The sequence below is a fragment of the Leisingera sp. ANG-S5 genome, assembly GCF_000813925.1.
Classification (GTDB): Bacteria; Pseudomonadota; Alphaproteobacteria; order Rhodobacterales; family Rhodobacteraceae; genus Leisingera.
In genome coordinates, this window is record NZ_JWLH01000002.1 from 215,394 (window position 1) to 240,994 (window position 25,601).

Consider the following 25,601-nt stretch of genomic DNA (forward strand, 5'->3'; position numbering starts at 1 on the left):
TGCCTCACGCCGCGCGGCTGCCGTCGGGGGCAAAGAAATATGCCTGCGCGGGGTCCATGTAGAAGTCGTGCAGCTCACCCACCTGGTAGGGGTGGACGCCGTGGGCCAGCGAGACCCAGCTGCCGGAGCCCATGTCGAAATGGGCAGAGCTTTCAGAGCCGGAGAGTTCTGTCACCTGCACCTGGCCTGACAGCTGCACATCAGCGCCGTTGCGGGGCTGCGGCAACACATGGTGCGGGCGGATCGCGATGGTATAGGTGCCATCGGCCAGACCGGCTGCGTCGCCAGCCAGCTCCCAGGTGACGCCGGCGCCCAAGCGGGCCATGCTGCCCTGCTTGGTGATCTCGGCGGTGTTGATCGGCGGATCGGAGAACACCCGCGCCGCATCGACATTGCCGGGGTTGCGATAGATCTCTGCGGTGGGGCCGAACTGGGTCACGCGGCCGTCGCGCATTAGCGCGGTCTTGCCGCCCAGAAGCAGCGCCTCTTCCGGTTCCGAGGTCGCATAGACCACCACCGCACCGCGGCCTGCAAACAGTTCGGGCAGCTGGTCGCGCAGCTCCTCGCGCAGTTTGTAGTCGAGGTTGGCCAGCGGCTCATCCAGGAACACCGCGCGGCTTTCCTTGGCGATTGCACGGGCCAGGGCGCAGCGCTGCTGCTGACCGCCGGACAGCTCGTGCGGGCGGCGGTGCAGCATCGGTTTCAGCTGCAGGATTTCCGCAGCCTCTTCGACGCGGCCTTCGATTTCCGACTTCGCCATTCCAGCCACCTTCAGCGGCGAGGCGATATTTTCGAAAACCGTCATATGCGGGTAGTTGATGAAGAACTGATGCACCAGGCTGATGTTGCGCTTCTGAGTGCTGAGACGGCTGACATCCTCGCCATCCATCAGCACCTGGCCGCTGGCCATCGGGTCGAGGCCCGCCATCAGTTTAATGAGTGAGGTCTTTCCGGAGCCGGTGGCGCCGAGGAGGACGTTAAAGTGACCGGGCTCCAGCAGCAGGGAGGTTTCCTTGATGTGCTGAATGGCGCCGACGCGCTTGGTCACACCCTTGAGTTCGAGTGCCATCTTGCTTTGACTTTCTGGCAGGCGGCCTGTTCGCGCGCGGGGCAGGGGCGCGCTCTGATCTTGGGGAAGATGGCCCCGGATGACGGAAGAGGGTCTCCGGGGCCAGGATAGCCCGGCCAGATGATGGGGATCGTTGGCCGGGCCGGGAGGAGGCCTTAGTTGGTTGCCCAGCGGGCCACCAGCTCGTCATAGTTGACGGTCTGGCCCTGCGGCTTCTCGTTTTCCAGCGGGGCTTTGGCGCCGCCATTGGCGTACCACCATTCCGCGTCTTTCTCTTCGTTCAGACGCGGGCCGCAGCCGCCATAGACATTCGCCTGCTCGTCCGCACGCTGCATACGGCCCATGGTGATGTCCATTTCCTCGGCCAGACGGTCCATCGCTTCCTGCGGCGTGAAGGCGCCGGAGTTCACGTCACCGATCTGCTGCCACCAGATCTGGGCCAGCTTCGGATAGTCCGGCACGTTGATGCCGGTCGGCGACCATGCCACACGGTCAGGCGAGCGGTAGAACTCGACCAGGCCGCCCAGCTTGGGTGCGCGCTCGGTGAAGCTCTCGTGGTTCACGGAAGAGTCGCGGATGAAGGTCAGACCAACGTGCGATTTCTTCACGTCCACGGTCTTGGACACCACGAACTGGGCATAGAGCCAGGCCGCCTGGGCACGGTCCAGCGGGGTGGACTTGAGGAAGGTCCAGGAGCCCACGTCCTGATAGCCGACCTTCTGGCCTTCTTCCCAGTAGGGGCCGTGCGGGCTGGGCGCCATCCGCCACAGCGGGTTGCCGTCGCCGTCGACCGTGTTGTTGCCTTCGGACTGCGGCTTCACCATGTCGGCGGTGAAGGCGGTGTACCAGAAGATCTGCTGTGCCACGTTGCCCTGTGCCAGTGCCGGCAGCGACTGGTAGAAGTCATAGGACGCGGCACCCGGAGGCGCGTATTTGCGCAGCCATTCGTCCCACTTGCGGATCGCATAGACCGCTGCCGGGCCGTTGGCGGCGCCGCCGCGGGTCACGCTGGCACCAGCCGGGTTGCAGGAGCCTTCTTCCATGCGGATGCCCCATTCGTCGATCGGCACCCCGTTCGGCTCACCTTTCGAGCCGGCACCGGCCATTGACAGCCACGCATCGGTCATCCGCCAGCCAAGGTCCGGCGCGCGCTTGCCGTAATCCATGTGGCCATAGATCGCGGTGCCGTCGATTTCCTTGACCTGCGTGCTGAAGAACTCGGCGATGTCCTCATACGCGGACCAGTTGACCGGAACGCCCAGGTCATAGCCGTATTTCTCCTTGAACGCGGCCTGCAGGTCTTCGCGGTCGAACCAGTCCTTGCGGAACCAGTAGAGGTTCGCGAACTGCTGGTCGGGCAGCTGGTACAGGTCGCCGTCCGGGCCGGTGGTGAACTGGGTGCCCATGAAGTCATCCAGGTCGAGGCCGGGATTGGTCACGTCCTTGAACTCGCCTGCCATCATGTCGGTCAGGTTGTACGCCAGCTGCAGGCGCGAGTGGGTGCCGATCAGGTCGGAGTCATTGACGTAGCCGTCATAGAGGTTCCGCTTGGTCTGCATCTGGGTCTGCACGGCCTGGACGACCTCGCCCTCACCCAGGATCTGGTGGTTCACCTTGATGCCGGTGATTTCCTCAAACGCTTTGGTCAGCACTTCGGATTCATAGCTATGCGTCGGAATGCCTTCCGACAGCACGTTGATCTCCATGCCTTTGTAAGGTTCCGCGGCCTTGATGAACCACTGCATCTCTGACAGCTGTTCATCCTTGGTCAAAGCCGACGGCTGGAATTCTTCATCAATCCATTTTTTGGCCGCCATTTCGTCGGCATAGCCAATTGATCCCGCAACCACCGCACAAACGGCTGCTGCGGAGAGAAGATACTTACGCATCTCTTCCTCCCTGAAAGTCTCTTGAGGCCAGCTGCGCGTTGCCTGCACCTGACTGGCATAGAGCTTTCATAGGTTGGATTGCATTGTCAAACTAATTTTTTAGTAATGCTTATTGTATTGAATTTATTTGGAAATTGTTTCCTCTGTTGAGCGTCGACGCTATGCCGCAGCGCGGCATCTGCGGTTGTAACGCAACGGCAGTTTCTCTCATGGCGCGACCGGAAAAAACAGTCGCCGCGGATCTGCTTTGCGTCTAAGGAGGGCAGCATGACGCAAGAAAGCACATTCGAGATCTTCCTGACCGCACCGCCGGGACTGGAACAGGCGCTGCTGGCTGAGGCCAAGGAGCTGGGTTTTGCCGCGCCCAAGGCTGTCCCGGGCGGGGTCACGGTGCAGGGCGATTGGCGCGAGGTCTGGCGCGCCAATCTGTGTTTTCGCGGCGCTGCGCGGGTGCTGGCGCGGATCGGCGAATTCCGCGCCTTCCATCTGGCCCAGCTCGACAAACGGTCGCGCAAGTTCCCTTGGGGCGATGTGCTGCGCCCGGATGTGCCGGTGAAGGTGGAGGTATCCACCAACAAGAAATCCAAGATCTACCATGCTGGTGCCGCCACCCAGCGGGTGGAGAAGGCGATTACTGAGACTCTCGGCGCCCCTGTGACGAAGGACGCGGAGCTGACGGTCAAACTCAGGATCGAGGACAACCTCTGCGTCTTCAGCGTCGACACCTCGGGCGAGGGGCTGCACAAGCGTGGCCACAAATCCGCTGTTGGCAAGGCGCCGATGCGGGAAAATCTCGCTTCCCTGTTCCTGCGCGAATGCGGTTTTAACGGTGCTGAGCCGGTGGTCGATCCGATGTGCGGCTCCGGCACCTTCGTGATCGAGGCGGCAGAGATCGCCAAGGGCCTGCTGCCCGGCCGCAGCCGCAACTTTGCCTTTGAGCAGCTGGCAACCTTCGATGCAGACGCCTGGGCAGAGCTGAAGCAGCAGGGCGAGGCGCGGAAAACGGACATCCTGTTCCATGGCACCGACCGCAACGCGGGCGCCGTGGAGATGGCCGCTGCCAACGCGGACCGGGCGGGCGTGGACGATTGCACCCGATTTGCACAGGCCGCGGTCAGCGACCTGCAGCGCCCGGATGGCCCGCCGGGCCTAGTCATCGTCAACCCGCCCTATGGCGCCCGGATCGGCAACAAGAAACTGCTCTATGCCCTTTACGGCGCGTTGGGGCAGGTGCTGACGGAGCGCTTCTCCGGCTGGCGCGTGGGCATTGTCACCTCGGAAACCAGCCTCGCCAAGGCGACCAACCTGCCGTTCCTGCCGTTCGGCGCGCCTGTGGCCCACGGCGGGTTGAAAATCCGTCTCTTCAAGACTGATCCGCTTCCCTGAGGCATCCGCCCCTTTAAGACCTTTCGTGACGTATGGTCCCTGTTCCTGGCCAGTGCTTCGCGCGGCTATCCTGCGGTTTAGAGGAATTGGGGAGGACACATGCAGCAGGCCGAAGATTTCCGCGCCGAAAGCCGCACCCTGGCGGCCATCCTTGAGGAACTGCCGGAGGCGGAGTTCCACCGCGAAACCCAGTTCAAAGGCTGGACCATTGATCACGTGCTGGGGCATCTGCACCTGTTCAACGCTGCGGCAGAGGCCTCGCTGAAAGGGGAGGGTGCCTTTACCTCCTTCATCGCGCCGGTCCTGCAGGACATGCAAGCTGGGCGTACCATCCTCGAATGCCAGTTTCCCTGGCTGGACGGCCTCAGCGGCCGGGCGCTGCTTGCAGCCTGGCAGGAGGGGGCGGAGCGCTGCGCCGATGCATTCGCTGCGGCAGATCCCAAGGCGCGGCTGAAATGGATCGGGCCGGACATGAGTGCGCTCAGCTCTATCACAGCACGGCAGATGGAGACCTGGGCGCACGGGCAGGAGGTGTTCGACCTCTTGGGGCATGAGCGGCAGGAGCAGGACCGCATCCGCAACATTGCGCATCTGGGGGTAGCCACATATGGCTGGAGTTTCCGCAACCGCGGGCTGGACGTGCCGGAGCCAGCGCCCTTTGTCCAGCTGACCGGGCCTTCGGGAGCGCTCTGGGAATGGAATGCCCCGCAGGACGCGAACTATATCAAAGGCTCTGCGGTGGAGTTTGCACAAGTTGTCACTCAAGTGCGCAATATCCAGGATACCCGGCTGCAGGCCGTTGGTGCAGCAGCGGAAAACTGGATGCGCATCGCACAGTGCTTTGCCGGACCGCCGGAAACCCCGCCCGGCAAGGGTGCGCGCTTCAGGACCGGCCGCTGAAGTTTTGGCGCTGCGGGTTCTGGAAGCCCCGAAGTACGCCCATGCCGCAAGCCGGTGCCGCGATCAGTTCGCGGCCCAGGCCCGGGTCAGCCCTTCCAGCGTCATGCGCCGCGGGTCTGCCACGGTGACCGGCAGCCCTTGAGCCTCCAGCGCCGCGGCATAAAGCGGCTGCAGCGGCGCTTCAGCCAGCAGCGCCAGGTTCTGGCCCAGCCAGTAGGGGCGGGCAGCAGCCAGCTCCGCCCCCAATAGGAGCCCCCAGAGCCGTCCCCGCGCTGTGTCCGCCTGCAACTGCCCCAGCGCGGCGTCCGCCTGCAAAGACGCCAGCCGCGCTGCCAGCAGTTCCGGTTTGGCAATGCCGTCGGCTGCCGCCTCAGCAAGCGCTGCCTTGCTGCAGCTGCCTGCGGCTTCCAGCGCCATTGGCTGCGCAACCGCAGCCGCCAGCTGCCCGGTAAGCGCGCTTTGAAAGCTGACTGCTTCTCTGGCACTGACCTGCACCCAATGGGTCACACCGGTGTCCGGCAGGCAGACCACGCCGTCCCAGTCCGGGTTCAGCTGCAAGAAGCCGCTCAGCCGGGCTGCGGCACCCTGTATCAGCCCGCACGGCGCAGACTGGCTCAGCCCTGGCAGGGCATGAACGGTCAGCTCTTCCAGCGGGGCTGCCGTCAAAGGCAGGTCTGCAGGAACGGCGGGCACTGGCTGCGCAGGCACCAGGGTGCTGCCACCCAGCACTACCGGCAGTGCCCCGCCTGCCAGCAACTGCCGTAAACCTGCAGCAATTTTATCCGGGCCGTTGCCGGGCAGGTGCAGCCGCTGTGCCGGGCCTGCAGTGCTGCCGGTCATGGTCCAGGCGGTCAGTGCGGTTCCGTCCAGGTTGGCGGCCAGCCAGCTGGCGCCGCTGCCGGGAGATTGCATCATGGCTACACCCCTTCTGCCATCGCTTTGCTGAGGCTTATGGCTGTGTTTCCGGTTTCCGGCAAGTGTGCGGCCTGCCGGTTCACAGCGAGGAGATGCAGGAATACAGGGACTTTCTGCAATATTCATGCTCCGCACTGTTGCCGTTCAATAGGGCAATTGCGGTATCGATTATTTAACCGCTCTTCCCCATTCCCGGGGAATTGCAATATCCACCGGCAATAGGCTATCAGCAGGCGAGTGCTTTCTGTTGGCCCCGATTTTCAGGCTGCTGTGCAGTTGGAACCGTCTCTGGCAGATGGGTTTACTCCGCTCGGTTCCGAATAAGTTGAGGGTGGCAAGGGACATTTTCCCGCGGCTTCGCGGCCCGGAAAATTCCCGAAAGCAGCGGAACATTGATTCCGGGAAACGTCCGACCTCTTGCGGAAACAATTCCAATCACTCTTCTTCCATTGTTTCCTGATTCTTCCTGTGCAAGGCGCAGTTTGAGGGCGTTTTGCGGGAAAATGAAAATTTTGCGCGCAATTGTCTAAATTTGTCCTAATTAGGGCGGAGTGCTGCAACGCACCGCCGCCAGGGGATTGGGCGGCATTAAAAAAATGGCGCGGGCGCGTGGGGGCGTGCCCGGTTTTGAACCGGAAAATCAGTAGCGGCATTCCGCGGCCATTGGCTTGCGGACTGTCAATGTGAGTTTTGAATGACCGCCGCATTCAGCGGCGGCCCGGCCAGGCGACTGGCTGGATCGAGGGGTGTGGAATGAAAGACATGGTTCCCGGAGGGGCGGGGCTGTCTTTAGTGCACGTTGATGCGGAAGGCGGACGGTCTGCAACGGCCGTTCCCCTGTTCAATTCTATGCATTTGAAGGCAGCAAACATGAATGCCTCGCTGAGCGGCCTTTCACCGGCTCGGCAAGCCGTAAAGGGCGCTGGCGGCGGAGCATACGCCGGCGGCGGTAAACGCGGGCTGGACGTGCTGCTGGTGCTGCTGAGCCTGCCTGTGGTTCTTCCGCTGATCGCTCTTTGCGCTGCTGCGCTGGCGCTGGAGGGCGGCCGCCCCTTCTACACTCAGGCACGGCTGGGCCGCGGCGGTCAGGTGTTCCGCATTCTGAAACTGCGCACGATGGTGCGGGATGCTGACTTGCTGCTGCAGCACTACCTGGACACTGACCCGGCTCTGCGCCGGGAATGGGAGGAAACTCAAAAGCTGAAGAACGATCCGCGGATCACCCGGGTCGGGCGGTTTCTGCGCGCCACCTCGCTGGATGAGCTGCCGCAGCTTTGGAACGTGGCCAAGGGGGACATGAGCCTGGTCGGACCGCGGCCGATGATGCCGGAGCAGCTGCCGTTATATGGCGATGCGCGGGCCTATTTTGCCTTGCGGCCGGGCATTACCGGCGCTTGGCAAGTGTCGGTTCGCAATGAGGGCAGCTTCGCCAGCCGCGCGCAGGCGGATGCCGGCTACAAGCGCGGTTTGTCATTTACCGGGGATCTGTCGCTGATCTGGCGGACCGTCGGTGTCGTGCTGAAAGGCACGGGATATTAAGGCCTGTTTGATCTGTTGTCCGGGCCGTCAGGCGCATGCAGCAGATCAGCCAGCCATTGCAGGGAGCAAGGTTGTGAAGCATTTTGCGTCATCAGAAGCCGTCACCGCCAGCCCGGTGCGCGGCCCGCAGAAGACACAGAAGGACGACGAGGACGTCATGACCGAGCAAGGTTTTAAGCGGTTCCGCCGCCGCGCGCCGGCGGATGCCACACCCTCCGCTGCCGCGGAGGAACGTCCCTTATCTGCCCCCGCCTCATCTGTTGCCGCCCAGTTGCCCGCCACCCTGCCGGAGCCTTGGGACCGGATCCGCCAAGTCCCGTTTGATGCAGAGGCAGACGGGTCGCGTTGCCTGCCTCTGGTTAGCCGCTTCCGCACTGCGCCCGCGTCCAAGTCCTTTGACCTGTTGCGCACTCGGCTGCTGCACACTCTGAAGGCCCGCGGCTGGAAGCGGGTGGCGGTGACGGCCCCTGCCGGGGGCTGCGGCACCACGTTCTCGGCGGTCAACCTGGCGCTTAGCCTGGCAAGAGTGCCGGGCAGCCGGACCGTGCTGCTTGACATGAATTTCCGCCGCCCTGGGGTGGCACAAGCCATGGGGATACCGGTTCAGGCGGAAATGAACGCGTTTTTGTCCGGCGCTGCCCCGATGGAAGAGCACTTGCTGCGCCCGCTGCCGTCGCTGGCGGTTGGCCTGAACAGCGCGGCGGATCAGAACGCCGCCGAAATCCTGCACAGCCGCAGTTGCAGCGCCGCTTTGGACGAACTGATGCTTCGCAGCGGTGCCGATACCGCGCTGTTTGATCTGCCGCCGGTGCTGGAGCATGACGACACTGCCGCCGTCCTGCCGCAGGTGGACGGTGTGCTGCTGGTCTCTGATGGCACCAGCACCACCGCCGCGCAGCTGGCCGCCTGCGAAAAAGTGCTGGCGGGACACACTCAGCTTTTGGGCGTGGTGCTGAACCGGGCGCGCAAATCCGACTGCCCCCTGCACTGAAGACGCAAACGCCATAGTTTCGCCTGTTTGCTATGGTGTAAAACCGGGCGGCGGTCCGTATGAGGCCGGCTGGCATTTGAACACACCGGGCACCCCGGCAGCATGAGAGCAGACAGATGGGGCCGATTTATTCTCTGGGTGATTTTCTGGACATGGTGCAGCGCAGGCTGTTCATGATCGCCTGCGTTTTTGTCCTCGGCTGCCTGGTGTCACTGTGGTTCGCCGCCAGTCAACAGCATGAATATGAAACCGCCGAGGTGCTTCAGATCACTCAGCCGCAGATTGCCGGCGAGCTGGCCAAATCCACCGTCGAAGGCTCCTCTGCCCGCCGTATGCAGCTGATCGAACAGCGTCTGATGGCCCGCGGCACCCTGCTGGAAATCATCGAAAAATATGGCATTTACGCTGACCAGAACGCCTTGACCGATCTGCAAAAGGTCGTGCAGCTGCGGACTTCCGTGCAGATTACGGGCGTTGCAGCCGCTCGCGAAGGTTTTGCCGACGACGGCACTATTTCGGTACTGACCATTACCGCCCGGATGCCCACGGCTGAGCAGGCCCAGCAGGTCGCCAGCGAATTCGGGCGCCGCACCATAGAACTCAGCATCGCCACCCGCATCGACCAGGCCCGCGAAACGCTCAGCTTCTTTGCAGAAAAGGAAGCGGCCCTGGCGGATCAGGTCGCGGCGCTGGAGGATGAGATCGCCGCCTTTCGCAACGCAAATGATGTGACCTTGCCTGGCACAATTGAATTCCGCCGGGCCGAAATCGCCGCGATGAACGAGGGTCTCCTGGAAATCGCCCGCGAGCGGATCGAGATCCGCCGCGCTGCTGATCAGGCCCAGACTACCGAACGCCCTGCAACTGCGCGGCGCATGCAGGAAGAGGCCGAGCAGCAGCTGGCCACGCTGGACGCCCAGGAGGCACTGCTGACCCAGCGCAAGGCCGGGCTTGAGGCGTCATTGCAGACCACCCCGGAGGTGGAGCGCCAGCTGGGCGCCTATGACCGGCGGCTGGCGCAGCTGCAGGGGGAGCTGGCGCAAATGACGGCCCGCCGCAACGAGGCTGAGGTTGGGTTCCGGCTGGAGACCAGCCGTCAGGCAGAACGGCTGACGGTGATTGAGCCGGCACCTCTGCCGGACTACCCGGTGACCGGTGCCCGTAAAACGAAGGCGCTTATGGGCGCGGCGGTCAGTGCGATTCTTGCCCTGCTGGCTGCTTTCTTGCAGGAACTGCGCCATCCGGTGCTGCGCACCGCCGTACAAATGGAGCGGGAGACCGGCCTGGTACCGGTGGTGTCCATCCCTGAAATGGACACGCGCCCGCCGCGCCGCGGGCTGTTCCGGCGCAAGGCGTAGGAAATTTTGTCTGAAATCAGCAACCGTTAGCTGGCCGATGAGTCAGTTTTCCCTGGTTATTGAGATCAGGGTGTTCCCAGCGCCCCCGCCATTGCAGTTACCTCTGCCCAATGCCAATGCAGCGCCGCCCCGCCAGCGGCCAGTGTCAGCAGCGCATAGCCAGTATCATGCAGGGGATCCCAGACGTGATGCCTGCGCGCCAGCCGCACCAGCACCGGGTAAGCCCCCAGCATTGCCAGACCCAGCGCCGTAATGCCGCCAGCCAGCCCGAACCAGGCCACCCCGCCCAGAAACATGACTGTCTGCAGGCAGGCCCGCGCGGCGGAAAAAACAAAGAACCCGCGGCTGTCGCCCGCTGCCAGCGCCGCCTGGTCGTAGGTCATGGTGATCACCGCAGGCGCCAGTGCCAGCGCGATCAGCACCATCATCGGCCCGGCCTGCATGTAACGGTCATCATACAGCAGTTGAACCAGCCAGGGCCCGGCCCAAGCCATCACCAGAAGCAACCCGAGGATACCACCGGTCAGCCCGCTGCGCAGCTGCCGCTGCCGCCGCAGGTTCTCCGGCGCCGCCTGTGCGGGCTTGTCGCGGTACACAGGGATCATCAGCCGCTGGTTCACTGCATGGCCCAGCAGCATCGGAAAACTCGCCAGGAAATAGCCGATGTTGTAGACACCCAGCACTTCCAAGCTGACAAATTTCCCCAGGATCGCCCGGTCCCCTTGCGAGGTCAGAAACCAGAACGCGGTGGACAGGAAAATCCACTTGCCGAAATGGATCAATTCCCGCGCTGCGGCCTTCTCCCAGCGGAAGCGGTTGGCCGCCCCCGGCAGGCCGTAGTGGCACAGCGCCAGCTTGGCTGCGGCCTGAATGACCCCGCCCAGCACCAGCGCGATCACCGATTGCGTAGCCAGCGCCAGCCCGACCATCGCCGCCAGCCCAATCACCTGGCCCGCCAGATCCAGCACCGTGACCCGCCCCGCCAGCAGATGCCGGTGTGCGGTCTCGATCCGGGTCGGGTTGAAGCCGGCAACCGCCAGCCCCGCTCCCGCGATGGGCAAGTAGATCAGCAGCTCCGGCGTGCCATAGAACGTGGCCGCAGGCCAAGCCAGCAGAGCCGTCAGCGCCCACAACCCGAACCCCCGGATCACCTGAATGGTCCAGGCCGTATCAAGAAACGCCGGATCGTCACCCCGTTTGTTCTGGGCAATCGACGGCCCGATACCCACGTCGGAAAACAGCGACAGCCCCACCGTCACCACCGTAACCAGCGCCATCATACCGAAGGCTTCCGGGAACAGGATGCGCGTCAGGATCAGGTTGGAAGCCAGCCGCAAGGCCTGGCTGCCGCCGTATCCGATCATCAGCCAGGAGGCGGAGCGCAGCACCCGCGCCATCATCCCCTGACCGGCAAAAAGCGAAGCAACCCGCTGCATGTCGGCGCATTTCCCCAAAGGTTCAGTGCCGAAGGCTAGGCGGGCCGGGCAGGGGCGTCAATTGTACGGACTGCCTTCGGGCTTATAAGCTGCACAAGCGCGGAAAATACCTCAACAATCCTGCTGCCTGTGCCGCATTCTCCACGCCTCCGGGACAAGCGGCAGCGGGTGCTGGGCAAGCCGCCAAACCGACGCTAACCTGCCGCGGATACATGCACTTGCAGGGAACCCGCTGCGTTGAAAATCGCTTATGTTCTGAACACTTATCCGCAGCCCTCGCACAGCTTCATCCGCCGTGAACTGCATGCGCTGGAACATCAGGGCTTGGAGGTCCTGCGCCTGGCGATGCGCCCTTCCGAAACAACGCTGGCCGATCCGGGCGATCAGGCAGAGGCCGCTCGCACAGAGTATGTGCTGAAGGCTGGCGCGGCCGGTCTTCTGGCCGCCTTGACGCGAGAGGCTTTGGCAGGCCCGCTCCATTTTACAAAGGCGCTGAGGCTGGCTTTCAAACTGGCGCGTGCTTCGGACAAGGGCGTCTTGCGGCATCTGGTCTATCTGGGTGAAGCGGCCCATGTGAAACAGCGCTGTCAGGCAGAAGGCGTGCAGCACATGCACGCCCATTTCGGCACCAATTCCGCGGCGGTGGCGATGCTGGCTCATGTTCTGGGCGGCCCCGGCTACAGTTTCACTGTTCACGGTCCGGAGGAATTCGATGCCCCGCATGCGCTGTCACTGGGCGAAAAGATAAGCCGCGCCGCCTTCACCGTGGCGGTTAGCAGTTTCGGCAAGAGCCAGCTGAGCCGATGGGCGCCTTTTGGCAAATGGGACAGCCTGAAGGTGGTGCATTGCGGCATCGAAGCGAAACACTTCGCGGACCCGGCACCGCTGCCGCAAGGGCCGCTGCGGCTGGCGGCTATCGGGCGGTTTGTGGAACAGAAAGGCCAAATGGTGCTGGTCCGCGCCATGGCGCAGCTGGTGGAGCATATCCCGGATGTGCATCTGGCGCTGATCGGCGATGGTGAAATGCGTCCGGAACTGGAGGCGGCATTTGCCGACCTTGGGCTGCAGCGTAATATCACCCTCACCGGTTGGCTGGCAGAGGACGGCGTGCGGGCGGAACTGGCCCGCGCCCATGCGCTGGTGATGCCCTCCTTTGCCGAAGGCCTGCCGATGGTGGTGATGGAGGCAATGGCCGCCGCCCGCCCGGTAATTGCGACTTATATCGCCGGCACGCCGGAACTGGTGGTGCCGGGGCAGACCGGCTGGCTGGTGCCTGCGGGGGACGAGACTGAACTGGCTCAAGCAGTACTGGATCTGGCGGAAACCCCCGAGGAGCAGCTGGCCGCCATGGGGCAGGCGGGGCGCATTCGGGTGTTGGAGCGCCACGCCAGTGCAATCGAAGCCGCAAAGCTGACCGCGCATTTCCGCGAGGCAATCAAACAATAAACGGCACCTCCCGCCCGCCGCCTGCGCATCTGAAGATGCACCGCTCCCGCTGAGCCTGGCCCAAGGCCGCGAAGGGTGGTCTGGCACAGCCAGCCTTCCTGCGGGCGCGGGAGCGCCCCGGCAAATCAGCGTTTAGCGGCCGCGGGTCCAGCGGGTTCGGGAGGCGAACAGCGGTGTCTTTACGGCCAGGGCAACTGCGCCGTAGGCCAGAAAGCCCAACGGATCCCGCAACAGAAGTTGCAGCGCAGTACCCGCACTGGCCTTCACGGTGTCCTCGTTGCGCGTCAGCTGAGGGAATTTCGCCGCCACTTCCGACACGCCGGCATTCTGCCGCCGCCGCACTTTCACCAAGTTGCGGAACCCCTCGACCATCGGCCAGCTGTAACTTGCCGGAACCTGCACCCGCTCACCGGGCGCAAATTTCAGCCGGGCAAAGATGTCATCGGCAATGATATCCGGCCAGTTCCCCCAGCGCTGCCGTCCGGCCCGGTTCATGGCAAAGATACCGAACCCCGGCACTCCGCTGGAAAAGAACGGCAGCTGCATCCACAGCCGTGCATAGGCCCGTGTCACCGGGCTACGTGCAGAGGAGACTAGGGGGCAGCCGCTGGCATAGCGCGGCGCTTCCAAGTCCAATGCTGCGGCGATTTGAGGAAGCAGGCCGGGCGAAACCAGCACATCGGCATCCAGGTAAATCAGGATATCCCCGCGTGCCGCAGCATCACCCGCATTCAGCGCCCCCAGCTTGCCGCCCTCGGGCAGTTCAAGCACCCGCAAATGCCAGCCCTCCGGCGGCGCGGCAGCACGGGCCAGCGTTGCGGTTTCATCGGTGCAGCCATTGGCCAGCACCAGCACCTCTGCTGTCATTGCACCAGGCAACGGGCCGGATGCAAAGACCGCCTGCAGGCAGCCTTTGATATAGTCTGCCTCGTTATGGGCCGGGATCAGCACAGAAACCCGCAGGCTCATTTTACGGCCTCCAACGCTTCCCAGCGCGGGTTCTGGTCGCTCAATGTCCGCAATGCGCCCCAGCTGCCCCATTTTCCTGGCGCCCCGACATCGGAATAGGCGGTGAACAAGCTGCCGCCAAGCGCCTGCCAGCCCGCCAGCAGCTCCTGATAGAGCGCGCCCATCTCGGGAGTGTAGTTGAAATGGGTGAAGAAGCTGGTCAGCGCCGCATCCTCGACCATCGGGCCGATGCCCACCACATGGCTGCCGCCCTCGTACATGATCAGCTCCAGCCCGTGCTGTTGCGCAACTTCTGCGTGATACGGCAGCACCCGGCCCAGCAGGTCGGTCAGCGTGTCGGCTGCTTCGCCCGAAATCAGCCCGTCGCGCAGCTCAGCGCCGGCCTGGGCGCTTGCGGCATCATACCGGTGCTGTTCCGTGAACTCCTCCGCGGCCACACCGCTCAGCCCGCGCCGGGCGGCAACCGCCTGCGCCTGTTCCCGGCTGCCGGCGATCCAAGCCCGCACCTGCGCGGCGCGTTCCTTCAGCCCCAGCACGCCGCCGAAATAGCCAGTCACCGCATAGGCATCAAAATATGCGGCTGGTGCCCGGCGCCCGGCCTGCTCTGCCTTCCACAGCGGTGCAGCCAGCACCTGCTCCTCCAGCCCCAGCCAGCCGGTCTGAGAAGAGATCACCCGCACCAGCCGCTGGCTGTCTTCGCCGAACACCCCGGTCCAGATTTGCGCCACCTCCGCTGCACGTCCGCCATAGAACTGCATCCACAGCCCGTCGCCGCCCCAGCGCGTCTTTGCCTGCGCATCGGCCCATGCGGCCTGCTGGAACTGCCAGTTCCAGACCTCGTTGGAATATTCGACATAGGCACGCAGGTCCTCGTCCAGCCCGCGCTCCACCTGCTGCGCGAACTGCCGGACATAAGTGTCATCTGCCATATGCGGCATGCTGAACCAGGGATCGGCGCCCAGCGTATTAGCCAGTTCCAGCATCACTTCCACCGGCACCCCTTTCTGCGCCCAGGTGTAATCCGAGCGCAAAGGCCGGTCCTCCCATCCCGTTTGCTGTGAGTCATTGGTGGCCATCCAGTCCATGAACCGAAGCACGGCAAATCCGTCCAGATGGCCCAGCCACAGCGGGTTGAACAGGGCGCCGCTATCGTAGGCGTCCAGATGCTCTTCCTTCACCACGGTAATATTGCGCACATAGCCGCCGTCGCGGCCCATCCGCTGGATGCGGATCTCCACTGGGCCGGGGCCGGGAGTAAAGTCGAACCGCACCTCACCCTTGCCATAGCGGACGTTCTTTGCCCGCCCCAAAACCTCGACGATGCCTTCCCCCTCGAACCGCAGCACATAGCGGCCGGCCAGCGACACCGCTTCCTCTGGCATATCTGTCAGGATCACCGTCCCGATAGAGCTCAGCTCCGGCGGGATTGCGGTGGGCCAGCCCGCCGGATCAAGATAGCCCGCCGCCAGCAGATCACCATGGTCCGCGCCGCCCCAGCGCCTGGGCAGATGGCCGATCCAGGGCCGCGCGGTCTTGAAATGATCCAGAAAGGGGGCCTGGGTGCTCCAGTCCGCGATGCCCGCGAGGTTGATGGCAATGGGCTGACGGGAGGCTGTTCTTGTCGGCTGCGCCGCATCTTCCAGCACCGCGGCATTGAGCACGGGTTCAGGCGGGTCCTGCGGCAGCGGCGCGGGATCTGCGGGCAAAGCCGCAGTGCGCACACCGTCCCCCTGGGCGGCGGCCCAGGCGATCTGCTGCAGCCGTGCCGCCAGTTCGGGTGAGGGGGCACGGTAGGGCTTGCCCCAGCGGTCCTTCAGCTGATGCGGCAGCCCCGCGGGATCTTCCCCGGTCAGCACCGCATATTGCAGCAGTGCCATAAAATAAAAACCGGTGGCATTGGGGTGGATGTCATCGGCAAAGACGTCGCGGATGCTAGAGAGCCCCGGCATCGTGCCGGCCCGGATCGCATCATCCAGCCGCGCCATTGCCTGGCCCGCAGACAGCAGTTTCACATGGCCACCGGTGATTGTGCTCACCTCGTCGGCCACCGCCTGCCAGCGCGGCAGGTCCTGGTCCAGCCGCACCCGCCACGGTACATCCGCCCCATCGTCAAAAGGCACATCGGCACCGGTGCCGCTGTCCAGGCTGTGCCAGGTTTCCTGCAGGTAGAATTGCACCTCCGGATTGGCCGTGCGCGCCAGCTCATAAAACTGCGTGACCGCCTGTTCCGTGCCGCTCCATTTCAGGTGATTGGCCAGCGGGATCGCCTCGGTCACGATCACCGCATCCGCGGGTGCCTTCAGCCTTTCACGTGAATCAACACCCTCGGCGCTGCCGCTGTGCTGCCAGTTATAGCTAAGCGGCGCGCCATTGATGATCTGCGCTTCCACCCGGGCTTCTGCCTGCGTGTCCAGCAGCTGCTCCAGCATCTGCGGATTGTCCGGCCCGAACAGCGAATGGCCGATCATCACAACCGAGGTGATCAGCGCCTCCAGCTTCATTCTGGCGCTCCCGCGGCAGCAATCCCTGTGCGGGGCAGGGCGCGCACGGTGTCCCAGACGATAGCCTGCACCTTGGCGGCCGCCTCAGGGCGGAATACCTGCGCCGGGGAACCGTCCGCTCGGGTCAGCTGGTGCGGCAGACCTTCCGGTGAACGCTGATACAGAACCGCATAATGGGTCAGGGCGATCACATATGCCCCCAGATCATTGATGTGAATGGTGTCCAGGTCTCCCTCGGGTGTGCGGGCAAACAGCGATTCACGTGAAGCCAGCCCCGGGATTTCCCCGGCCTCCGCCGCTCGTGCCACTGCGGCCAGCACCTGCCCGCCGGGGATCAGATAGACCGGCTGCTGCGGAGTGCGGCGGCTGTCGGCACCCAGCAGTTGCCGCGTCCACAGAGCTTCCAGATCTCCCTCAATCCGCTCCAGCCAGCCATCCGGGTCATCCAGCCGGTGCCAGGTTTCATACAAGTAGAGACGCGTCTCCGGCGAGGCCCCGCGCGCCAGATCAGCCCATTTCCCCAGATACTTGGCAGCGTCGAAATACTTTAGCGCATCGCGCAGCTCGACCATCTCGGTCAGCACCACGGCGTCGTAATTACCGGACCCAATTGCCTCTTTCGCATCGCGGTAGGCTGGCGCCTTGTTGGCAGTCTCAAAATCAAGGATCGCCTCGTCCGGCTCCCAATGCCCCCTCAGCGAGGTGCCCGATCCCAGCTGGCTGTTGTATCCGTGGCCCTCCGGTGCCAGCTGCGCCAGCATATGCGGCATGTCCGGCCCGACCAGCGAATGGCCGAGGTGAAACACCTTAAGCGGCCCCTGCGGCGGGTCCAGCGGCGGCGGCACCGGCACCGGCCGGCTTCGGGTGACAAACGCCATCAGCCCCAGCGTGGCCGCGGCAGCGCCTGCGGCCAGAAGCCCGCGCCGCCCCATCATCCGCGCCCCCGGATTTCTGCCGTGGTCATGATCAGGCCCGCACCAATGGCAAACCGCCCGCCCACCGCCTCACCGCGCTTGAAAGGTGGCCGGTCGGCAGTGAAAAACGCCTGAAATGCGCTTGCACCCAGATCAAACTCCAGCTCCATCCCGTCAAAGCCGTAAAATGCCCGGCTCAAGCCGTACTGCGCCTTATAGGCCGCCTCCTTGGCGGAAAAGATCACCTTGGCCATCTGCCCCGGATTGTCCTGCCGCTTCAGCCAGGCCTGCTCCCGGTCAGAGCAGATGGCGGGCAGCAGCTCATCCTTCAGCGGCACGTCTTCCTCCACATCAATGCCCAGCCCTTGCACCTCGCCGGCCCGCGCCAGAACCGCCATGGCGCAGCTCCTGGTGTGGGTGATGGAGCCGACCAGCCCCAAGGGCCAGACCGGCGCCCGGTCGCTGCCGACCTGTACTGGGGCAGGGGGCACGTCCAGCTGCCGCATCGCCTGATGCACAGCGGACCGTCCTGCGGCAAACTCGTTGCGCCGTTTCTCCACCGCGTTGGGCGACAGCCCTGCAGCTTCCTCCGCCAGCGGCGCGGGCGGCGTGCCCAGCGGGTCCGCCCCGGCCAATGCCACATCGGCGGCAAAAAGCGGCCGGACCAGGGCCAGCCGCTCTGCCAGTTTGCTGTTGCTGTCCGTCATCCGGTCCTTGCCCTGCGGTTTGCCCGCATCGCCCGCCGTTTCGACATGGTGTCTGCACGGTCAGGCCCCCTTGCGGTGTCCTGAGGCTGTTGTTCCGTATTTGCCGGGGTGCCTGCAAGCCCTTCGAGATGGGCGGCCAGCCCGGCCAGAGTCGGAAAGCGGAAAATGTCGGTGATTGACAGTTTCGCGGTGCCCAGTTCCTCGCGCAATTCCCTGTGCGCCTGCACCGCCAGCAGGGAATGGCCGCCCAGGGCAAAGAAATTGTCCTGCGCCCCGATGCCGCTGACCCCCAGAATGCGGCTCCAGACCGTGGCGATACGGGCCTGCGCGCCTGCGTCCAGCGCAACTGCCGGGGCGGCATTGGCCTGCGCGGGCTGCGGGTCCGGCAGCGCCTTGCGGTCGATTTTCTTGTTCGGTGTCAGCGGGAAGGCGTCCAGGGTGACGATATGCGCCGGCACCATGACCTCAGCCAGCCGCGCCGCCAGCGCCTGTTTCAGGGCCTCTCCGGACACAGGTGCGGAGGCGGTGATATAGGCAACCAGCTGCTCTGCGCCAGCTTCGCCAAGCGGCACCACAACGGCGCCCGTCACACCGGCTTGCGCCACCAGTGCGGCCTCGATCTCGCCCAGCTCGATCCGCTGGCCGCGGATTTTCACCTGGTGATCGGTGCGGCCCAGGAAGGCGAGACTGCCCGCGCTGCTCCAGCGCACCAGATCGCCGGTGCGGTAAAGGGGTGTTGCAGCGAACGGTGCCTTTACGAAGCGTTCAGAGGTCAGCTCCTCCCGCTGCCAATAGCCCGCCGTGACACCCGCGCCGCCAATATACAATTCGCCTGGAGTCCCCGCGGGGACAGGCGCCTGTTTTTCATCCAGCACATAGACCTGCGTATTGGCAATTGGCGTGCCAATGCCGGCTGTCCCCGCAGGGACGGCGCTGATTTTCTCCACCGTCGACCAGATCGTCGTCTCGGTCGGCCCGTACATGTTGTGCAGCTCCGCGTTTGTGGTGTCCTGCAAGGCCTGCACCAGATCCCCCGGCAGCGCCTCGCCGCCCACCAGCAGATGCTGCAGCTGGCCCAGGCAGGCGCTGGCATCCCCGTCCGCGGCAATCATCCGCGCCATCGAGGGCGTGCATTGCATGTGGCTGACGCCATGGCGCACAATCTGCGCCGCCAGCGAGAAGTCATCCGCCGCCAGTTCCTGCGGCGCGTTCGACAGGCGCAGAACCTCTGCCAGCGGTTTCAGCCCCTCCAGCACCACATCCGGCGCGATGCCATAGTCGATCAGGCAGGCGATTTCATCGACGCCGATGCGCTTCAGCTGCTCCACCCGCTGGCAGGCGTCCTGAATGGTGCCAAACAACCCGGAGTCCTCGAAGTAACGCTCAAAGGCAAAGTCGAGGATGGCTTCCAACTCTTCCTCCGACAGTGAGCCCAGGTCCATTTCAAACGGGCTCTTCACGCCTTCGGGTTTCTTGAAGGCGGGGAAGGCCCAGGCGTATTGCTTGATCAGCCCGGCGGCAGAGCGCAGGTAGTCCTTCATCGGTTCCCGCGCCACCTTGCGGGCTTCTTCGCGGGTCTGCGCCAGGTAGCTGTGCAGCATCAGCGTGACTTTGAAATCCGCGGGGTCATGGCCGGCCTCGCGCAGGGCATCGTGGTAGATGCGGATCTTGCCCGCGACCTCTTCAATGCTCTGCCCCAGCAGGTGGGTCAGCACATTTGCCCCGATCGCACCCGCCTCGCGCCAGGTCTCCGGGTTGCCCGCGGTGGTGACCCACACCGGCAGCTCCTTGGACACCGGGCGGGGCTGGGTGAGGACGCTGTGCTCCCCGCCGTCCCTGCGGGGAAAACCCACCTCCTCGCCGCGCCACAGCTTGCGCACGGTCTCAATGGTTTCAAACAGCGCGGGCTTGTTGGCGGGCGGGGTATTTTCGGGCCGCAGGATGAAGTCATCCGGCTGCCAGCCGGAGGCAAAGCCGATGCCGGCGCGCCCCGCGGTCAGGTTGTCAATTACTGCCCACTCCTCGGCAATCCGCGCCGGATGGTGCAGCGGCGCCACGCAGGAGCCGGAGCGCACCCCGATGTTTTGCGTCACCGCGGCGACAGCGGCGCCGGTGACGGACGGGTTCGGGTAAGGCCCGCCAAAGGCATGAAAGTGGCGTTCCGGCGTCCAGACCGCGTTGAAGCCGTGCTGGTCAGCGAATTTGGCGCCTTCCAGCAGCAGGTGGTATTTCTGCGGCCCCGGCCCGTCGTCATTGCCCCAGTAGAACAGGTTGAAATCCATCTTCCGGTCGCTGAGCGCCACCGGCCCCTTGGACAGCTCCAGTCTGCTTTCATCGCTGGACAAAACCAGCTTGAACCCGCGCGAGAGGGTCCAGAACAGCTCCAGCACCGAGATGTCGAAGCTGAGGCTGGTCACTGCCAGCCAGGCATCGCCGGGCTGGTGCGGGATGCGCTGATCCATGCCGATAAAGAAGTTCGCGACATTGTCGTGAGTGACCATCACCCCCTTGGGCAGGCCGGTGGAGCCGGAGGTATAGATCAGATAAGCCAGATCGCTGCCGGTGGCACCGCCATCAATGTTTTCACCTTCTGTCCCCGCAGGGACGTCCTCTATTTTCAGCACCTGCGCGTCTGAGGCCGGCAGGCTGGCGGCCAGTGCGGCTTGGGTCACGATCACCTGCGCCTGGCTGTCGGTGATGTAATGCGCGATGCGGTCGGCCGGGTAGGCGGGATCCAGCGGCACATAGGCGCCGCCGGCCTTCATCACCCCAAGCGCTGCAAACACCAGATCCGGCGCGCGGCGGATGTGGATGCCGACATGCACGCCCGGTTTTACGTTCATTTCACGCAAGCGCCCCGCTACTGCATTGGCGCGGGCGTTGACCTCAGCGTAAGTGAAGCTCTGGTCCTCGAACACCAGCGCGGTGGCCTTCGGGGTCTTTGCGGCCTGGGCCTCAAACGCGGCGTGGATGGTCAGGTCCGCAGGGTAGTCCGTGGCGGTCTGGTTCCAGTCCTCCAGCAGCAGTTTGCGCTCGGCTTCGGGCAGGATTGGCAGCTCTGCCACGTTGCAGCTGCCGTCTTCTGCGATGGCAGTCAGCACCAGCTCCAGCCGCGCGGCGAGCAGGGCTGCGGCGTCTGGTGTCAGAGCGGCTGCGTCGCAGTGCAGCACCATGGTGCCATTGGTCAGGGAGGCTGTAGCAGCGCAACCCTCAATCGCTGCATCGGACCCCAGCAAAAGACCGAAACCGGGCATAGCCTGCGCCGAAATCTCCGGCGCGCGGGCCACAATGTCTTCGGCAAAGCCGCCGGTTTTGCGGGCCTTGGCAATCTCTTGCGCGCTGCGTTCAACGAGGTATGCAACGCGGTCCTGCCGACGCGCCTGCAACGGCACCCAGCCGGAGATCAGGCCGGGCAGGCCCTCCATCCCCTCTACCGCCAGCGCCACATCGCCGGTTTCCGCGCCGCTGCTGAGCAGGGCAAAGGCGAGGGCAGCAGCTGCGGCCTGTTCCTCGCTGAGACCGGCGGGCAGGGCGATGTCCAAGCGGTTGAAACCGCTGCCGCCAGTATCCGATGTCAGCGGGACCTGCACCGGCTGCATCGCGGCGAGCCGCTGGCGCCAGTGGCTTTCACCACCCTGGACCGCAGCGAGACGGGCGGTGAGTGCCTCGGCCTCTGCTGCGGTCAGGGAGGGAACCTCGTCTCCGGCTGCGGCCAGTTTTGAAACGTCCAGAGGCTGGCCCGCGAATGTGGTCAGGCGGGACAGTGTAAGGGCACCGCTGCCGGTTGCGATTTTTACGCTGGCCTTACTGACCTCCAGGACGGTGCCCGGCGCGCCGTTGCCCTTCGCAACTTCTGCAGTGCCAGCCAGCACCACGGTGCCGCCGATGCGCAGTTTGGCGGCGCACATCGGGTTCCAGTAGCCGCCGGTGTCCAGCGCCCGCACCAGCCGCGCCAGTTCCGCCGCGGGGCGGGTGAATTCCAGCATCCCGCCTGCCGCCGGGCGGTCCGACTTCCTGAACAGGCGGCGCTGGCTCAGGTCCTGTTTCTGACGTTTCAGATCACCGGTTTCCAGCTGGGTAACTACCTCTCCAAAGCTGTCCATTGCGGCGGCATAGCATTTGGAATTGAGGCTGAAGGCGGTCTCATCCTCGGCCACATCGAACAGCCGCTGGGCCAGAATGTCGCCCTCATCCACGCCGCCCTCGATCAGGTGCCAGGTGATGCCGTGCAGCGCCTCGCCGTTGATCAGCGCCCAGTTCGGGGTGTTGAGGCCCGCGTAGTGGGGCAGCGGCCCGTCGTGAAAGTTGACCGCGCCCTTGGCCGCCTGCGCCAGCACCGCATCCGGGATCACCGTCAGGTTGGCAATCGACAGCAGCCAGTCAAAGCCGCCGCTGAGGTCTGCAGGAGTGTCCAGCAGTTCCAAGCCCTTGCCTGCGGCCCAGGTGCGAATGTCCGCATCCTGGGACACCACCGCCCGGATCAGGTGGCCGCGCGCCAGCAGCGCATCGGCGCAGCCGATCAGAAGGGATTCATTGCCGATCAGGGCACAGGTGAATGCGGTCATTTCTGCTCCTTTGCAAGCGGAGAAGGGAGGCGCGTTTCCGTAAGTGTTGTGCGGCGCGGCGCAAACAGCGCGCGCAGGCTGTGCAGGCAGAGATCGCGCAGGAAATACGGCGGATCAGCCTGCGGCTTGTTCTGGATCAGGCGGCGCAGGCCATAGATCAGGCTGCCGCTGATGCGGGCCAATGTGGCTGCGGCGGCATAGGCGCGGCCATGGTTCTTGACGAAGTAGTGCAGACGCGAGTCAAACCAGTAGCCGGGCGTGCGCTGCCAGCCCTTCATGCCGGTGGAGGCGGAGCCGATATGCGCCACCTCGCTGGCCGGCACATAGTGGGTGCGCCAGCCCGCGCGGGCGGCGCGGCGGCAGAGGTCGGTTTCCTCGAAGTAGAGAAAGAAGGTCTCGTCAAAGCCGCCAACGGCCTCGACCGCCTCCCGGCGAATCATCAGGCTGGCTCCGGCGGTCCAGTCGACCTGCACCTCTGCCTGCGGCATCTCCATGGCGACCACCCAGGGTTTCAGCAGCCGGGTGAAGATGCCGGTGCGCACGCTGGCCTCAAACTCCCCCGCAATGGAGGGGAAGCGGAAGGCGGTGCGGTGCGGGGTCCCGTCGGTGCCGCGCACATAGGAGCCCGCCAGCCCGGCGCCCGGATGCTGCAGCAGGAAGTTGCGCAGGGTGCGGATGGTGCTGCCTTGCACAAAAGCGTCCGAATTCAGGAGATAGTAGAACTCCGGCGCACTGCCGTCCGCCAAACCGGTGCTGAGGCCGATGTTCATGCCGGCCCCAAAGCCGCCGTTCACCGGCGAGGCGATCACCCGGACCCGGTTGCTGTCCAGCCAGCCGTGGGTTTCTGCCGCTGCCCGGATATGCTCATAGGAGCCGTCGCCGGAGCCATTGTCGATGATCAGCAGCTCGCCCGGCAAATCCTCCAGCTCCTGCAGCGCCGCCTCGGCGGATTGCAGGGTCATTTCCGGAGTGCGGAAATTCAACAGGATGATGAGGATACGCTGCTGGGCCATGGTAGTCACTCCGCCGCCCGGACCGTGCGCGGCGGGGCGGAGGCCGCTGCCCGGTCCGCTGCGTCGAGCCGCGCCTTGACGCCTGCCGCCAGCACGCTGACGTTCGGCACCAGCACCATGCTGTCATGGTCGCCCGGCACCTCTTCGACCTCAACGGCGGGCGCCATGCGGGTCCAGTCGTTGTCGGCAAACACGTATTCGCGCTCGCTGCTGACCCAATTGCCGTTTGATACCTGCCATTTGCGGTCGAGCGGCGGGCGGAACAGGGTCAGCGGGCCGTGCCATGGCTGCAGGCCGTAGGTTTCGACCGCGGCGCGGAAGGCCAGTTCGATCTTGCGGTTGTTGAACTCCGGCTGGGCGCCGGTTTCGGCTGGTTTGGCGCGGCGCTTTTCGAACTCCCAGGCAATGCGGTTCCTGGCCCATTCGCCAAGGTAGCCTATCCCCTTGCTGCGCAGCTCGGCCAGCTTGATCAGCGCCTTGTCCTGCCGGTTCAGGACCGGGCGCACCGGCAGCGGCGTATCCAGCAGGATCAGCGCGGCGGTGTCCTGGCCCTGACTCTTCAGCTGCTGCGCCATCTCATAGGCAGTGATGCCGCCGCCGGAGAAGCCGCCGAGCAGATAGGGGCCCTCAGGCTGGATCTGGCGGATCTCATCCAGGCAGCTGCGGGCGGCATCCTCGATCCTGTCGTGCGGCGCATCATTGCCCACCAGCCCCTTGGCCTGCAGGCCGTAGACCGGGCGGTCCTTGCCCACCAGCAGCGCCAGATGACGCAGGTTCAGCACGTTGCCGAACATTCCCGCGACCAGGAAGAAGGGCCGCCGCCCGGTGCCATCGCCCGGATGCAACTGCACCAGATGGGTGAATTTCGGTTTCTCTTCCGCCGCTTGCGGTTCGCTGCCCGGTTCCTCGGCAACACCGCCGCCAGTGCGTTCGATGATCCGCTCTGCCAGGGCGGCGACGCTGGGCGCCTCAAACAGCACCGACAGCGGGAATTCCACGCCAAAGGCGCGTTTGACCTGTGCGAACAGCCGGACCGCAATCAGGGAATGGCCGCCGAGGTCAAAGAAGCTGTCCTCGATCCCGACCTGGCTGACGCCCAGAAGCGAGGCAAACAGCTTGGCCAGCTGCTCCTCCACCGGGTTGCGCGGTGCCACGTAATCGGTGTCGAGCTGCGGGCGGTCGAATGTCTGGGCCTCGGTCTCGGCCGGTGTGCTCTGGTCTGCCTGGGCAATCAGCGCGGGCAGGTCCAGCGAAGAAACCACCACCTGCGGCAGGCCAGAGGCCACGGCGCGGGCAAGGGCCTCGCCGCCGTCCTCTGCCTTGATGCCATTGGAGATGTTCAGCTGCAGACGGCGTTCCTCAGGCGATAGCGGCTGCGGGCTGCTGGCGGGTTCCAGCCCCAGCTGGGCGGCGGTGGCATCTGCTTCACCCTGCTCCGCTGCCGCATCAAACCCGCCCGCCAGGCGTTGCATCCGGAAACCCTCGATTTCGACCAGCACAGTGCCGTCCGGGCCGGTCAGAGTCACATCGAAGGCCGCTGAGCCGCCGCCGGAGCCCTCGGAGAGGCGAACATGGCTGAAGACCTGCGGTGTCAGCGGCGCAAAGACCCGGATGGTCCCGTAGGACACCGGCACCCACAGCGCGGTGCCTTCATATCCGGGGATCAGGTTCATGGCCCAGCCGGTTGCCAGATCCATCAGGCCCGGGTGCAGCAGGCAGCCGTCAGCCGCCGCCGCATCCGGCAGCGACAGGGCGGCAATGCCTTCGCCGTCCCCCAGTGCGGCGCGGTCCAGAACATGCCAGCGCGGCCCGAAGTTCAGATGCGCCTCCTGCGGGGATCGCAGGCGCCCGCGCACAGGCGCCTGCTCCTCCGGGCATCGGGTGAAAATCGTCTGGAGGGGGAGGGGGGCGGGGCGTTCTGCCGCCGCCGCTAAGGCCAGCAAAGCCTGACAATTCAGACGGTAACCATTTGTAAATCTCGAGTAAACAAACAGTTCATAACC

17 protein-coding genes are annotated in these 25,601 nt (G+C 64.7%); 6 read left to right on the plus strand and 11 right to left on the minus strand.

Going from position 1 to position 25,601, the window contains the following annotated elements:
- Positions 1–4 precede the first annotated feature (4 nt).
- Entirely contained in the window at positions 5–1,069 is a 1,065-nt protein-coding gene (locus RA25_RS04605) for an ABC transporter ATP-binding protein (protein ID WP_039170523.1), read from the minus strand.
- A 155-nt stretch (positions 1,070–1,224) separates the two neighbouring features.
- Complete coding sequence (locus RA25_RS04610) at positions 1,225–2,958, minus strand: ABC transporter substrate-binding protein (RefSeq protein WP_039170524.1); 1,734 nt, start codon at positions 2,956–2,958, stop codon at positions 1,225–1,227.
- A gap of 267 nt (positions 2,959–3,225) precedes the next feature.
- Between RA25_RS04610 and RA25_RS04615 the strand changes: the two genes are divergently transcribed.
- Positions 3,226–4,344 carry a THUMP domain-containing class I SAM-dependent RNA methyltransferase gene (locus tag RA25_RS04615; protein ID WP_039170525.1) on the plus strand — a complete coding sequence of 373 codons (1,119 nt, stop codon included), beginning with the start codon at positions 3,226–3,228 and terminating at the stop codon, positions 4,342–4,344.
- 99 nt (positions 4,345–4,443) lie between these two features.
- Positions 4,444–5,244 carry a TIGR03084 family metal-binding protein gene (locus tag RA25_RS04620; RefSeq protein WP_039170526.1) on the plus strand — a complete coding sequence of 267 codons (801 nt, stop codon included), beginning with the start codon at positions 4,444–4,446 and terminating at the stop codon, positions 5,242–5,244.
- Positions 5,245–5,307: 63 nt separating this feature from the next.
- Here RA25_RS04620 and RA25_RS04625 read toward each other — a convergent pair whose 3' ends face one another.
- Positions 5,308–6,159, minus strand: a complete 852-nt coding sequence (locus RA25_RS04625; RefSeq protein ID WP_039170527.1) for a 2-dehydro-3-deoxygalactonokinase — start codon at positions 6,157–6,159, stop codon at positions 5,308–5,310.
- An 849-nt stretch (positions 6,160–7,008) separates the two neighbouring features.
- On the opposite strand from RA25_RS04625, the gene RA25_RS04630 reads away from it, so the two are divergent.
- From RA25_RS04630 to RA25_RS04640, 3 genes are all read left to right on the plus strand, one after another.
- Complete coding sequence (locus RA25_RS04630) at positions 7,009–7,698, plus strand: sugar transferase (RefSeq protein ID WP_052254160.1); 690 nt, start codon at positions 7,009–7,011, stop codon at positions 7,696–7,698.
- 73 nt (positions 7,699–7,771) lie between these two features.
- Positions 7,772–8,689, plus strand: a complete 918-nt coding sequence (locus RA25_RS04635; protein WP_052254161.1) for a CpsD/CapB family tyrosine-protein kinase — start codon at positions 7,772–7,774, stop codon at positions 8,687–8,689.
- Between the two features lie 116 nt (positions 8,690–8,805).
- Entirely contained in the window at positions 8,806–10,047 is a 1,242-nt protein-coding gene (locus tag RA25_RS04640) for a chain-length determining protein (protein WP_039170529.1), read from the plus strand.
- A 65-nt stretch (positions 10,048–10,112) separates the two neighbouring features.
- Here RA25_RS04640 and RA25_RS04645 read toward each other — a convergent pair whose 3' ends face one another.
- Positions 10,113–11,483: an oligosaccharide flippase family protein gene (locus tag RA25_RS04645; RefSeq protein ID WP_039170530.1), complete on the minus strand. Its 1,371-nt coding sequence runs from the start codon at positions 11,481–11,483 to the stop codon at positions 10,113–10,115.
- Positions 11,484–11,720: 237 nt separating this feature from the next.
- Between RA25_RS04645 and RA25_RS04650 the strand changes: the two genes are divergently transcribed.
- Positions 11,721–12,929 (plus strand): glycosyltransferase, encoded by a 1,209-nt coding sequence (locus tag RA25_RS04650; protein WP_019298150.1) that lies wholly within the window; start codon positions 11,721–11,723, stop codon positions 12,927–12,929.
- A gap of 132 nt (positions 12,930–13,061) precedes the next feature.
- Here RA25_RS04650 and RA25_RS04655 read toward each other — a convergent pair whose 3' ends face one another.
- From RA25_RS04655 to RA25_RS04685, 7 genes are all read right to left on the minus strand, one after another.
- Complete coding sequence (locus tag RA25_RS04655; protein ID WP_039170531.1) at positions 13,062–13,898, minus strand: glycosyltransferase family 2 protein; 837 nt, start codon at positions 13,896–13,898, stop codon at positions 13,062–13,064.
- Positions 13,895–16,399 carry a hypothetical protein gene (locus RA25_RS04660; protein ID WP_039170532.1) on the minus strand — a complete coding sequence of 835 codons (2,505 nt, stop codon included), beginning with the start codon at positions 16,397–16,399 and terminating at the stop codon, positions 13,895–13,897. Before RA25_RS04660 ends, RA25_RS04655 begins: the two co-directional genes overlap by 4 nt.
- Positions 16,396–17,334 carry a hypothetical protein gene (locus RA25_RS04665; RefSeq protein WP_039170533.1) on the minus strand — a complete coding sequence of 313 codons (939 nt, stop codon included), beginning with the start codon at positions 17,332–17,334 and terminating at the stop codon, positions 16,396–16,398. The genes RA25_RS04660 and RA25_RS04665 overlap by 4 nt, the downstream gene beginning before the upstream one ends.
- Positions 17,331–18,020 (minus strand): 4'-phosphopantetheinyl transferase family protein, encoded by a 690-nt coding sequence (locus RA25_RS04670; protein ID WP_039170534.1) that lies wholly within the window; start codon positions 18,018–18,020, stop codon positions 17,331–17,333. Before RA25_RS04670 ends, RA25_RS04665 begins: the two co-directional genes overlap by 4 nt.
- The gene (locus RA25_RS04675) at positions 18,017–22,585 is read right to left on the minus strand and encodes a MupA/Atu3671 family FMN-dependent luciferase-like monooxygenase (protein ID WP_039170535.1); all 4,569 of its coding nucleotides are present in this window, start codon (positions 22,583–22,585) and stop codon (positions 18,017–18,019) included. Before RA25_RS04675 ends, RA25_RS04670 begins: the two co-directional genes overlap by 4 nt.
- Positions 22,582–23,598 carry a glycosyltransferase family 2 protein gene (locus tag RA25_RS04680; protein WP_039170536.1) on the minus strand — a complete coding sequence of 339 codons (1,017 nt, stop codon included), beginning with the start codon at positions 23,596–23,598 and terminating at the stop codon, positions 22,582–22,584. The genes RA25_RS04675 and RA25_RS04680 overlap by 4 nt, the downstream gene beginning before the upstream one ends.
- Before the next feature lie 5 nt (positions 23,599–23,603).
- Positions 23,604–25,601 (minus strand): thioesterase domain-containing protein (locus RA25_RS04685; RefSeq protein ID WP_039170549.1); only part of this gene is annotated, 1,998 nt, incomplete at its 5' end.